The following is a 12,215-nucleotide window of genomic DNA, read 5'->3' as shown; positions in this document are numbered from 1 at the left end:
CTGTCCGGTCAACCTTCTTTTTCGTTTAGAAACTCTTTCATTAAATAATCTTTTTTTTTCGATCATCGTTTAACTTTCTTTGCCGTTCAAGCCATTCTCCTGTTTGTTGAAACAATTCGGTTGAATGACAAATAGACGAAAATGTATGGTTTCCGCCGATAATGAGTGATTTTTCAACGCTGTTAGCCCTTTTTTTGAAGCTTTTTTCATACAGGCAAGCATAAGAAGGAGAAATGACTTCATCTTCTGTTCCGTGGGCAACGAATACGTCACCTGTAAACGATTTTGCCTCTTGTAAAGGTGTGTACTGTTCAAGCGAGCGGAAAAATGTTTTCGTTAAGGAATAGCCTTCATAATCAACATATTGGCTTGATTCTGCTTCTTCTAAGCCTTCCTTTCCAACTATGGCCGCTATATCTTCAAATGGCCGACCGACCGCTCCCCAAATCGCCAAATTCTTCACGCGGTCATCCCGTACAGCTGTGAGTGTCGCCACTGCTCCTCCTAAACTATGGCCAAGCAAATATAATTCATGTTTGTCAATGAAAGGAAGCTTTTCAACAAAATCGATGACATGAATCGTTTGTTCAATAAAGCGGTCGAGGCCATAAGTTCCGTAAATACCGCTGCTTTCGCCGCAACCTTCGTAATCAAACCGCAAAACGGCAAAGCCGAGCGAAGCAAAATGGTTGGCTGCTTTGACGAACAATCGGTTGACACCTATTCGGCTTCCTACAAAACCGTGACAAATAACAACAACCGGAAATTTTTCGTTTTTAGCTGGAGCGTTCGGTATATGCAATGTGGCAGCTAACGATGCCTGTTGGCTCGGAATATAGTACATTTTTTCCATAAAATTAACCACCTTTAATCGTTCGTTTTTTTTTATTATAATGTTTATAATTCCGATAAGTCAAGTATGTTTTTAGGGATTTAAACTCAAAAAAAAGCAATCCTAACAGTTTGCTTTTGCACCTATTTCGGTAAATGATTGAGAAAATTTTGATACGCAAATCCTTTCACTTCGTCCTCATTATAATATTTCAGCAGTTCATTGATCAAGTTTTGTGTTTTTGCCGCATCTTCCAATCCTATTACTTTTTGCTCAATTCCGTCAAAATCAGAGCCAAGTCCGATTTGTTTCACTCCACCTAGCATGCAAAAATGGTCGATATGTTTGATTACATCTTTGATTGCTGCCTGATCATTAGTTGTTAAAAATTGAGGGGCGTACACGACGTGAATGGTACCGCCTTTTTGAAACATTGCCCTTGCCTGTTCATCGGTTAAATTGCGCTGATGATCACATAAGGCACGGGCGTTTGAATGGGTCGCAATCGGATAATCCGCAAGCTCGATTACATCCCAAAACGCACGCTCGCATAAATGGGAGACATCAGTGAAAACGCGATGCTCATTGTTTGCTTTTATGATTTCCTTGCCAAATGCTGTTACACCAGCGCCTCGTTCTTCAAGTGCTCCATCAGCTGCCAGATTGGCGTAATTCCATGTCAATCCAACCGATCGAACTCCCAGCTGATAAAGAAGTCGAAGTTTGTAGAGATCTCCTCCAATCGCATCAACACCTTCGAGAGTCAGCATCGCCCCAATTTCATGTTCCTCAAGCTTATAAAAATCAGACCAATCCTTTATTTGCTTCATTTCCGGATTGTTTCCAAGCACTTCTGTAAAAAACAGATCGATTTGTTCAAGCGCCGCTTGGAATTTGTATTCAGTTTTTATTTTTTGATCGATAAAGACGGCAAAGCATTGAACCTTAATTTTACCTTTGATCAATCTTTGTTTATTCGTATCCAAATACGAGGCGTTAGCAAACTTCAGCTTTCCTTTAGCATTCGCCAGCTTCATCAGCGCATCACAATGAAGATCAATAATATTCATGTTTTCCCCCTGTTTTTTATGATAAAAAAAAGCCTGGCAGGAAAGATTTCTTGCAGGCTTTTACAATCAATAAGCTCGTTATTCGTTTGCGATTTTTTCTTGGAATTTTTGATAAAGTGTTGTCGCGATCTCACCCGGTTTTCCCGTGCCAATTTTTTGCCCGTCTACGGTCACGATTGGTAAAATTTCAGAAGTTGTGCTCGTAATGAAGACTTCATCGCTTTCAAGTACATCCTCTTTCGTAAACTTTTCTTCTACTAATGTTAAACCTTCTGTTTCAATGATCGATTTTACCGCCATTCTTGTAATTCCTGACAATATATGCTTTGATAGCGGCGTCGTATAAATTGTTCCGTTTTTGACGATGAATACGTTGGAGCTCGACCCTTCCGTCACATATTCATCACGGACTAAAATCGCTTCATAGCTTCCTTTTTCATGGGCGGTTTGTTTAGCTAAAATATTCGGCAATAAGTTAAGGGATTTAATATAGCAATTGGCCCACCGCTCATCGTCATGGAATATAGCAGAAACGCCGTTCTCCCGCAAATGATGGGGCAATTGCTTTGCAGGTCTTACGGTCATCGTTGTTGAAACAGAAACATCTGGAAACAAATGATTTCGAACGGCCACTCCGCGCGTAATTTGCAAATAGACGTCGCAATCTGTTAATGCTGATTTTTCAATGGCTTCTTTTATCAGCTGTTCATATTGCTCCAATGTTTGATCGAGTTTTAATTTAATCGCTTCAGCACTTGTCTGTAACCGCTCTAAATGCTCGCGCAGCATAAACGGCTTTTTGTTATAAACGCGGATCACCTCATACACTCCGTCGCCAAACTGGTGTCCTCTTTCATCAATCGGGATCACCGGTTCATTGAGGTCAACAAAGCGACCATTTACATAACCGATTGACATTTTCATATCCCCCTAATTTCCATAATATCTACCAACCATTGTAACATAATTATATGAATGGAGGCTTGATCAAAATCAAAAAAGATGCAATGCCTGCACATTTATGATATAAATATCATAAAACATATATGGAAAGGTGGGATTTCCATGGACGGCATCCCTCGTCCTCTAGTTAGAACGAATCAATGGACAATTGTTTTGTCTGTTTTGATCACTTGGATCACAAACGAGCCGCTTTTTCTTCTTATTCCGCTTATTGCTGGCTTGATTGGACTCATTTTTGGTGTCAATCCGATTATGGCGGCCGCTAAAACGTTTTTACGAAAACCACATTCGTCCTATCATTTAGAAGACAGATCTGATCAGCAATTCAATCAAATCATTGCCTGCACATGCTTGCTGCTAGCTTTTATCGGATTTTCTTTTCATATTGATGTTTTAGGATATATTTTTTCGATTTTAGTTTTTTCAGCGGCTTTCATTGCGATTTTAGGATTTTGCATCGGCTGCTTTATCCGGTTCCAATGGAAGCAGTATCAATATCGAAAAGCGAAAAATTCATAAGCTTCTCCCCTGATTTTAAAAATCTGGGAAAAGACGTAAAAAAGGGGCAAGAGCACCCGAACTTTACATCGCATCTTTCAACGACACTTTCAGCGTGCGTCTTGCCCTGTGAAGCCTAGTTTTAACTGTTCCTTTCGAAAGCTTTAGCTGTTGAGCTAATTCCTGTTCTTTTAAATCATAATACAATTTCAATTCTAAAATTTCGCGGTATTTCGGTTTTAGTTTCCGAATTTCTTGAGAAATGGTCTCTTTCAGCCATTCATATTCTGCTGTTTGTTCCACATTGCCCCCTTGACTGATAGATAATTCATCAAGGGGGCACGGCGTTTTCTGTTCCTTCCGAAGAAGATCTATCGCAGTTCTCGCTGCTACTGTACCGAGCCAACCAGAGATTTTTTCCATATCCTCAATTTGTTCAGCCTTTTGATAAAACTTCAAAAATGTTTCCTGCAATACATCTTCTGCCAAATGTACATCTTTCGTTATGGAAAAAGCAATCCGGTACACTTTTTTATAAAACATACAATAGATGTCTTGAAAGCTCTCTTGAGCGGATATTATATCATCCATAATTCTTCAATCCTTTTTTATTTTTTTGCCTGTTTCTTGATCGATTCAGCTATTTCTGGATGAGCAAAGCTGCCAACCTCATAAGTTCCATTTTTATAAACAATGAACATAATATTTTTTCCTGAAGTCGATTCTGTTTCATCTTGCAAGCATTGCTCAATCAACTGTTTATCTACAATTTTGACCGTTTGCGGATTTTGTTCAATTTCTTTCAGCATATTTTTATAATCCAAATCGTGATTGATGTTATTCTCCGTTATGAGTACATATTGGACATCATCAGCTGTCACTCTTGCGTTTTTAACCGTTCCGTTATTCTTCATCCACTCATCGAACTCTTTAAAGCTTTTTTTCCATGGAATGAATAATTGCTTATTATTTTTTAGAATGATTTCAATTTCTCCCCAGTCTTTTCTTTCATCGGTCATATCTTCATATGTAAGATTCGCGATGTCATTTTTTAATACTTTTAATGCTTTTGCTAGTTGATCAGAATTATTGGCAATATCCACTTTTTCAACATAGTAGTTTGGATAGTTAGAATGAAATACTATTTGTTCAACATCTTGATCGTTTACGTCTAGAACTTCATAGGTTGCTTTTTTATATTCCTTCGATTCATAAATCTCCTTCAAATATCGTTCGAACGATTTCCGATCAACTTCATATTGGCGGATCGATTTGCTTCCATTTTTTAAATAATAGACGATAAACAACGGTTCAGGTTCGGAAACATCTTTGGATCTATTTTCGGCAACGATTTCTGTATGCAGCTTTTGAATTGCTTCGATTATTTTCGGTTCCTTGTAAATGAATCTATTAGTCATCTTGTCATCGAAGTACCAAAAGTTGCTGAAAAATACCGACTGTATTTCTGCAACTCTCGGAACCTTTTTCTCATATCCTCCCGCACCAGAACCGATCAAAATGAATACGAGTATCACTGCAATAGAATAAATAAACAATCCTTTTAATTTAGGCTTGATTCGCCACGTCTGCTGCAAGATCATTTCAGCTATAAAGTAACCGATAAGTGCACCTACTACATATCCGGTACAAATCCATAATAAGCTTCCTCTATAGTCAATAATGCCAAAATACATTCCGCCGAGAAGCATCGTACAAAAAGTGGCGCCATATTTAAAAACCGGTTTAAGCTTCCAGTAAATAACAGCTTGTGACACATATTCGACTGGCCGCCGTGTGTACAGAAGCAAGGAAATACAGCAAAACAAGGCTGCTAGCAATAAATAAATGGCGATCTCCCACCAAGAGAAAGGCTGGAATTCGAGGGAAATCAGCCTCGTAAGCGGTGAAAAAAATTCGATCCAAAGATTATTATTCAAATAATAGCCGCTCGGAAATCCAAACAAAATGTATTGCAAATTGTACACTATAAGTTGATAAACCCCGAAAGGAAACAATAAAATAATCAATGTCAATATGGCTTGAATCGTACTAATTCCTGTCAGCATGGCAGAGAAGGTGCCGATAGAAAACAATAATAGCGTATAGGCTAAATAAGTACAAAACCATCTAACAAGGTTCAAATCACGAAAATAGCTCGACAAATCAAACACCTGTATAAAAACGGCCAATATTAGAGAAGTAATCATGACAGGTACGATTAAAAACACAACACCCGTCAGCCAATGATGCCAAAAAAGCATTTTCCGATTCATCGGAAGACTATGAAGAAAATCGCTGGATTGCTTTACATGCAGGAACCGAAACAAAAAAATGGACATAAGCACAGGTATCACGATTAACATGAGTAATTGAAGTTCTTGTGCAATGGAAAACAAACTTTCATATATGTGCTCTTCATTATAATTCTCTCTCCCGGAAAACAACACCGCAATTTCCATCGGTACTGATAGAATTAGACCGATCAAAAACGCTAGTCCTACCCAACCGACAGAACGGAAATTTTGAATTAACAGCTCTTTTTTAAATAAGGATGTTTTCGATTGCATATCCTTTTTCCCCCATTTCATAAATAAAAATTTCCTCCAATGTAAGCGGGAGCAAATCGAATAAAAGAGGCTTAAAGCTTTTTATATAGCTGGAAAATTCCTCCGCATTTCCTTTTACAATGAATAAATGCACGCTGCCTCTTTGTTCCTGATAGACAATTTGAAGCTGCTGCAGCATTTCCGAAGGAACGCTTCCTTGAAAGGCAATTTGCACTTTGTGTATATTCGACTTTAGGTCATCCAAATTCCGTTTTATTAGCAGTTCACCTTTATGCAAAATGCCGATATGGTCGCTTATATCCTCTACTTCCTGCAAGTTGTGGGAAGAGACGATTACAGTCATTTCTCTCGCTGCCACATCTTGGATGATTATATTTTTCATTTTTTTCCTCATGACCGGATCTAAACCGTCAAACGGCTCGTCTAAAATGAGCAGTTCAGGCATTGCGGAAAAAGCGAGCCAAAATGCTACTTGACGCTGAACTCCTTTTGACAGGCGATAAATTTTTTGCTTAAGATCTAGATCAAATACATCCTGCAATGTTTGAAATCGTTCTCTGCTGAAGGATGGATATATGTTTTCATAAAAATTCGCCATCTGTTTGATCGTATAATGAGGGAAAAAATAAGGAATATCTGTAAGGAATATGAATCTTTGCTTAATGTCTTCATTTTCAAATACAGGTTTTTTATCAATTAAAATGTCTCCCCTATCTTGTTTATACAAACCTGCGATCAGCTTCAACAGCGTCGTTTTTCCAGCGCCGTTTGAACCTAGAAGCCCGAAGATGGATCCTTTTTCAATTTGTAAATCGATGTTAGATAACACAGTCGCATTTTGAAATGTTTTATATACCTTTTTGACTTCAATCATCTCTTTTTCCCCCTTGATGATCTTTGATAATTTCCTCCATGATCTGCAGGAGCTCATCAGATTGCATCCCTAAAAATAATGCTTGTTGTGCTAATTTTTGCAAATTTTCTTTAACCATTTTCAGCTCTTCCTGATTAGATGCCTCAATCTTCTCCGAAACAAAATTTCCTTTTCCCTGAATCGAGTAAATATATCCGATCCTCTCCAGCTCACGGTAAGCTTTTTGAATTGTATTTGGATTCACCGTCAATTGCTGCGCAAGCACTCTGACGGAGGGAAGTTGTTCTCCCCCTTTCAGCACTCCGCTTACAATCATCTCTTTTATTTGATCGACAAGCTGTTCATAGATCGGTTTTCGGCTTCGAAAATCTATATCAAGCATTTTCCCGCAGCCCCCACATCTGTATTAACTGTATTATAATTCTTAATACAGATAAATCATACTTTATTATGAAAAAAATGACAATACTTTCTGGAAAAATTTTTTTGTGTCAAAAAAGGCACAGCTTTTTACGCTGTGAAAGACTGTTGTCCTTTTTCAAAGTTTGATTTATATGATTGTGCTATTTAAAACAGTGAGTGCATCTCTTCTAAACTTTTTTCTGTCTGTTTGTAACTGGCAGATGTTCGAAACTTTTTTTGATCGCCAACCAATGGACAGACGATGAGAAGCGCCGCCATCAACCGAAAAATTGGATTATAGTTTTCAAGCTTTTCCCAGGAAATTTTTTCTTTTGAAACGAACTGTAAGATAATGATGAACTGAGTTTTCCGCATCTGCTATTTTTTAAACGATTCTTCCTGCCGATTTTCAAATGTTGAAACAAACGATAAGTACATCTTTTCCAAACTGTACCGACATTCCCAGAATGTTTCTTGTCCATTTTCGTCCATCCAGCCTGCTTCCCGATTGATTAAAGTACACCAGAAATGGAGTTTACTATATAAAAGAACAAATAGAAGGAGATTCAGCATGTATTTATCCTTGTTGCTCTCAAATGAGTCTTTAACAATGTGAAACCCGCAAAAAAAAAACATATTAAGATTAGTAGCACAGACCACGGTCAATGTCTGCGCTGCTATTTTTTTAGTAGAAGTGGAGAAAAGGTCGTGACAGCCTAAAGAACGATAGGTTCGCATTGAAATAACTGGCCTACTTCACGGACCTTATAAGAATCAGGTTTAATATGTTGAATCCATGAGATCGTGGATAAGAAAAGGGAATCGTTAACGCCAACGACGCATTGGAAACAATCATTTTGTAGAATATTACGACAAATTCAAAACGCAACCTTATAACAAATGTCATAAAGTTGCGTCCATCGCTTGTGTGAATAAGTTATTGAAGTGTCTCTTCCATCTTAATACACACATTTTAACGTACAATTACGAAATCGCATCAGCAACTTCGCAATTGTCCAGGAAAAATATAACATATTTGATCTAGTAAAAAAACAAAAATCGTTAGATCTATTAGGCATGCGTAAATTTATTTAGGAGGAAGGGGTACCACTGCCTCCTAAATAAATCCACTGAAACAAATAGTTACGAAAAACTCTTGACTAATTGTAAGAAGGGGCTCTCCGTTGAGTTCCTAAAATGAAGGATTTTGGAGAAATACTGCTGTGAAGGACAAAAATAATCGAATAAAATTTGTAAATGGCCTTCATAGAGGCAATGAGGTCCAACAAGAAGCAATTGTATATGCTGAAAAACTTTTGAAGAACCGAATTCAGAAAGAGAGCATAAGAAAAGTCCTTCATAAGACTTCTGAAGGATATAAACAAGATTGGAAAAATGGCCTGTCCGATAAGTTCCTAAAATGAAGGGGCTTCAAAAAGTCAGTTAACCCTGACTTTTTGGGCTGCCCCCCCTGGAGGAAACGGCTCAGCTCTCTTTTTCTAGTTTTACTTCGCGATTTGATCTTTTATTGGTTCCGCTTTAAGCAGCATTTCATTTTTCTTAACATCATACAAACCAAATGGAATAAGACGAAGACCGGGCAAGAAATCACAAGTTAAAAACAATAGTGTATATAAAATGTCATGGAATGGGAATCCTCTTTGCTGCACGGTTGCTAACAGCTCATCATGATATCGAACAGCTTGATCAAATGATGAATCGTCCGTCATCATGCCGGTAAATGGAAGAGGTATTTCAACCACAATGTCCTCGCCATCAACAATGACGATTCCTCCTCCTAGTTCATGCACTCTTTTAGCCGCCTGGGCCATCGCTTTTGGATTTCTTCCGATCACAAGCAATTCTGTTGTAGTATTGTAAGTTGACGCCATCCCATCTAGATGAACGGCAAATCGTTCTAATATCGCTTTCGACACCCACTTTCCGTTCCGGTCAATTAACGATGCATACAATAAGCCTTCTTCACCAGAAATATCTGCGAATCCCTCTGCTTCTGGAAGCTTAACATCTTTTCGCTGTGTAATGACATTGCTTTTAAAATAAGCGACCGGAACAGTTTGTTCAGTACTTGAATATGGGTAACGGTACAAGTTTAAATCGTCCAAAAGTTGCTTCGAAAACGCAAATGGCTCCCGGACAACATATTGATTCCAATTTAGTTTTGGTGTCGACACAAGCAAATTTCCTTGCTCGGCTACGACTTCACCTCTTGAAATGACGATATCCGGCCGAAAATATTTCAAATCTGGAAGAAGTAAAATGTCTGCCAATTTTCCTGGAGCAATCCCGCCGATATAATCATCTAAGCGCAAATAAACGGCTGCATTGATCGTAGCCATTTGCAACGCGTTTATGACCGGCACTCCTAATTCTACAGCTCTTCTGATCAATCCATCGACAAAGCCTTCTTTTTCGATAAACCCAGGGTGCGGACCGTCGGTTGTCATCGTAATTCGATGTGTACTGACTTTCCCTTCTGTAATCATTTTTATAACTTCAGGGAAATCAGGGCGAAGCGAGCTGTTGCGTAAAGTCGTCCACATTCCCAACCTGAGCCTGTCCAGCGCCTCTTTTGCCGTTATTGCTTCATGACAAGCGCTGACTCCGCTCGCAGCAATGGAAATCAATTTTTCATATGAACAGCCTGCTGTATGACCGTCCACGACTTTCCCTTTCTGTTTTGCCACTTCAATTGTATCAAGCAAAAAGGAATCAGCCTGATATAAAAGCGGCCATCTTGTGACCTCCGCTGTTCCGACAACTTCTTCTAATTCTAAAAGCTCTTGGACATCCTTTTGATTAAACCATTCCCTTTCTCCTTTGAAATCTGCTTGCGAGACAAGCCGGACAAGCCAAAGAAAATTGCCCGGAAGGTCTTTCAAGTCTTTGACCATTTTTTTAAATCCAGCAGCTCCCATATGCAAATAAAAAAACAAATTGTCATTTACCGTTGTCGTTGTTCCAAGGGGAAGAACTTTCCTAGTCATACTAACAGGATTGTAGATGACCCAAGGATGTGCATGCGGTTCAATAAAACCTGGTGAAACATACATCCCTTCTGCATCAATAATTTTTGTATGTTCATCGGAAAGGACATCCCGTTCGCCGACATATGCAATGGAGTCTTGATAAACAGCGACATTTTGCTTCAACAATTCTCCTGAATAGACGTTGATCACCGTACCATTTTTGATAATTAAATCTGCGGGCCTCCGTCCTTGAGCCACTTCAATTAATTCCGATCTTGACGCTTTTTGTCTCAACAGTTTCACTCCTACTCTTTTAAAAAATGTTATGAAGAAGCCGTAGGTCATCAATCGGATGTCAAATTTTTCAGAAGGTTGATTAACTTTATGATGAAGGAAGATCAAACATATGTCTACCGTTTGATCTTCCTTGCATGAAATTATCGCAATTCTGTTTGCAAATCTTCTTTTAATTTTTGCTGAAGTTCTACTTTTTTAATTTTTCCGCTCGGCGTCATTGGCAGCTCATCGACAAAAACAACTTTATCCGGTATTTTGTAGTCAGCAATTTTTCCTTTTAAATAATTTTTCATCGATTCTTCCGTTTCCAAAGCTCCGTCTTTTAATTTTACCGCCGCACATGAAATCTCTCCTAAAACAGTGTCAGGCAGCCCGATAATGGCTACTTCTACTACATTCGGATGTTTATAAAGAATTTCTTCAACTTCTCGAGGATAAATGTTGTAGCCGCCGCGGATGATCATTTCCTTCTTCCGTCCAACGATGCGGACATAACCTTTTTCATCAAGCGTCACTAAGTCACCTGTATAAAGCCAGCCATCTTGATCAATGGCTTCTTTCGTTTTTTCGGGCATGTTAAAGTAGCCTTTCATGACATTTAACCCGCGCACAGCAAGTTCGCCAATTTCTCCAGTCGGTAAAGTTTGGCGATTCACATCAACAACTTTAATTTCAACTCCTGGAATCGTTCTGCCGACCGTTTCTGAACGAATGATGTCACTGTCTGTAAAGCTTGTAATTGTCACAACTGGAGATGTTTCCGTTTGACCATAGGAAATAGTTATATTGCATCCCATCTCATTTCTAATTTTTTTCACGACTTCGACAGGGCATGGTGCTGCCGCAATAATACCTGTTCTTAACGAAGATAAGTCATAGGATTTGAATTGAGGGTGATTTAATTCCAATATAAACATTGTCGGAACTCCATGGTGTATCGTAATCTTTTCTTGTTCAATCATTTTTAATACAGCTTCCGCTTTAAATTGCTCCATAAACACCATTTTGGCACAGGCAGTCACAGCTGCCAGTATGCTTGGAACCATGCCAAACACGTGAAAGACAGGAACGACCACTAAAAATACGTCATTTTCGTCGCATTGAAGCGCCTCCACTGTACATGCGGCATTATGGACAAAATTTAAATGCGTGAGCATGGCACCTTTCGGAAGTCCTGTTGTTCCTGAAGTATATAAAATGGAAAACACATCTTCTTTCGGATCGATGGACACTTCCGGCGTCAGCTTCGACTCTCCTATTTTCAGCAAATCTTCAAAGGAATGATGACCATCTTCTTGAAACCGCACCGTAAACACCATTTCTAAAGCGCTTTCATTACTTTCCATTAAAGATTTTACCGTATGGAAATGCCCATGCTCTTCTACCACAAAAATTGCTTTTGCACCAGAATTGGCCACTATATAAGACAATTCTTCAACACGATATCGCGTATTGCATGGAACTAATATGGCGCCTATTTTTGCAATTGCAAAATATATGGCAAGAAACTCATGCCAGTTCGGCAGGCATACAATGATGCGGTCTCCTTTCCCTATACCGAGCTGGTGGAAAGCGGAGGCGATGGAATCGGACATTTGTTTGATATCTTTGTAAGTTAAACGTTTATAGCCATCGTAAATGAATTCTTTATCAGGATAGCGCTTATATGCTTTTTCAAACACATCATGAATGGATACGTTAAGATCCACGCTACTCTCCTCC

At 38.8% G+C, this 12,215-nt stretch carries 11 protein-coding genes and 1 pseudogene; 2 read left to right on the top strand and 10 right to left on the bottom strand.

Annotated features, from left to right (window positions below; translation table 11 throughout):
• Window positions 1-40: 40 nt before the first annotated feature.
• From NSR00_RS01690 to dat, 3 genes are all read right to left on the bottom strand, one after another.
• The gene (locus tag NSR00_RS01690; protein WP_340786580.1) at window positions 41-853 is read right to left on the bottom strand and encodes an alpha/beta hydrolase; all 813 of its coding nucleotides are present in this window, start codon (window positions 851-853) and stop codon (window positions 41-43) included.
• Window positions 854-975: 122 nt separating this feature from the next.
• Window positions 976-1,902: a dipeptidase gene (locus tag NSR00_RS01685; protein WP_117017213.1), complete on the bottom strand. Its 927-nt coding sequence runs from the start codon at window positions 1,900-1,902 to the stop codon at window positions 976-978.
• Between the two features lie 78 nt (window positions 1,903-1,980).
• Window positions 1,981-2,820, bottom strand: a complete 840-nt coding sequence (gene dat / locus NSR00_RS01680) for a D-amino-acid transaminase (protein WP_063389417.1) — start codon at window positions 2,818-2,820, stop codon at window positions 1,981-1,983.
• A gap of 147 nt (window positions 2,821-2,967) precedes the next feature.
• On the opposite strand from dat, the gene NSR00_RS01675 reads away from it, so the two are divergent.
• Window positions 2,968-3,384 (top strand): DUF4395 domain-containing protein, encoded by a 417-nt coding sequence (locus tag NSR00_RS01675; protein WP_063389418.1) that lies wholly within the window; start codon window positions 2,968-2,970, stop codon window positions 3,382-3,384.
• A gap of 63 nt (window positions 3,385-3,447) precedes the next feature.
• Here NSR00_RS01675 and NSR00_RS01670 read toward each other — a convergent pair whose 3' ends face one another.
• From NSR00_RS01670 to NSR00_RS01650, 5 genes are all read right to left on the bottom strand, one after another.
• Window positions 3,448-3,954 (bottom strand): RNA polymerase sigma factor, encoded by a 507-nt coding sequence (locus tag NSR00_RS01670; protein WP_340786574.1) that lies wholly within the window; start codon window positions 3,952-3,954, stop codon window positions 3,448-3,450.
• Between the two features lie 17 nt (window positions 3,955-3,971).
• Window positions 3,972-5,930 (bottom strand): DUF6449 domain-containing protein, encoded by a 1,959-nt coding sequence (locus NSR00_RS01665; protein ID WP_340786573.1) that lies wholly within the window; start codon window positions 5,928-5,930, stop codon window positions 3,972-3,974.
• Entirely contained in the window at window positions 5,905-6,804 is a 900-nt protein-coding gene (locus tag NSR00_RS01660) for an ABC transporter ATP-binding protein (protein WP_340786571.1), read from the bottom strand. Before NSR00_RS01660 ends, NSR00_RS01665 begins: the two co-directional genes overlap by 26 nt.
• Window positions 6,797-7,186: a GntR family transcriptional regulator gene (locus tag NSR00_RS01655; RefSeq protein ID WP_063389422.1), complete on the bottom strand. Its 390-nt coding sequence runs from the start codon at window positions 7,184-7,186 to the stop codon at window positions 6,797-6,799. Before NSR00_RS01655 ends, NSR00_RS01660 begins: the two co-directional genes overlap by 8 nt.
• Before the next feature lie 398 nt (window positions 7,187-7,584).
• Complete coding sequence (locus NSR00_RS01650; RefSeq protein WP_340786569.1) at window positions 7,585-7,779, bottom strand: hypothetical protein; 195 nt, start codon at window positions 7,777-7,779, stop codon at window positions 7,585-7,587.
• 256 nt (window positions 7,780-8,035) lie between these two features.
• Between NSR00_RS01650 and NSR00_RS01645 the strand changes: the two are divergent.
• Window positions 8,036-8,251, top strand: a pseudogene (locus tag NSR00_RS01645) (hypothetical protein); the annotation flags it as partial.
• Window positions 8,252-8,711: 460 nt separating this feature from the next.
• Here the strand turns inward: NSR00_RS01645 and NSR00_RS01640 are convergent.
• Window positions 8,712-10,490 carry an adenine deaminase C-terminal domain-containing protein gene (locus tag NSR00_RS01640; RefSeq protein WP_340786567.1) on the bottom strand — a complete coding sequence of 593 codons (1,779 nt, stop codon included), beginning with the start codon at window positions 10,488-10,490 and terminating at the stop codon, window positions 8,712-8,714.
• A 143-nt stretch (window positions 10,491-10,633) separates the two neighbouring features.
• Window positions 10,634-12,202 (bottom strand): long-chain-fatty-acid--CoA ligase, encoded by a 1,569-nt coding sequence (locus NSR00_RS01635; RefSeq protein ID WP_340786565.1) that lies wholly within the window; start codon window positions 12,200-12,202, stop codon window positions 10,634-10,636.
• Window positions 12,203-12,215 lie beyond the last annotated feature (13 nt).

The sequence above is a fragment of the Aeribacillus sp. FSL K6-8394 genome (assembly GCF_038008865.1).
Classification (GTDB): domain Bacteria; phylum Bacillota; class Bacilli; order Bacillales; family Aeribacillaceae; genus Aeribacillus; species Aeribacillus composti.
Note: the sequence above shows the minus strand (reverse complement) of the source record. Positions and strands in the feature narration are given on the sequence as shown.

Bases quoted from the DNA above. Each gene is read 5' to 3' on its own strand.
- NSR00_RS01690 (WP_340786580.1), bottom strand. From the start codon at position 853: ATGGAAAAAATGTACTATATTCCGAGCCAACAGGCATCGTTAGCTGCC.
- NSR00_RS01685 (WP_117017213.1), bottom strand. From the start codon at position 1,902: ATGAATATTATTGATCTTCATTGTGATGCGCTGATGAAGCTGGCGAAT.
- dat (WP_063389417.1), bottom strand. From the start codon at position 2,820: ATGTCAATCGGTTATGTAAATGGTCGCTTTGTTGACCTCAATGAACCG.
- NSR00_RS01675 (WP_063389418.1), top strand. From the start codon at position 2,968: ATGGACGGCATCCCTCGTCCTCTAGTTAGAACGAATCAATGGACAATT.
- NSR00_RS01670 (WP_340786574.1), bottom strand. From the start codon at position 3,954: ATGGATGATATAATATCCGCTCAAGAGAGCTTTCAAGACATCTATTGT.
- NSR00_RS01665 (WP_340786573.1), bottom strand. From the start codon at position 5,930: ATGCAATCGAAAACATCCTTATTTAAAAAAGAGCTGTTAATTCAAAAT.
- NSR00_RS01660 (WP_340786571.1), bottom strand. From the start codon at position 6,804: ATGATTGAAGTCAAAAAGGTATATAAAACATTTCAAAATGCGACTGTG.
- NSR00_RS01655 (WP_063389422.1), bottom strand. From the start codon at position 7,186: ATGCTTGATATAGATTTTCGAAGCCGAAAACCGATCTATGAACAGCTT.
- NSR00_RS01650 (WP_340786569.1), bottom strand. From the start codon at position 7,779: ATGCTGAATCTCCTTCTATTTGTTCTTTTATATAGTAAACTCCATTTC.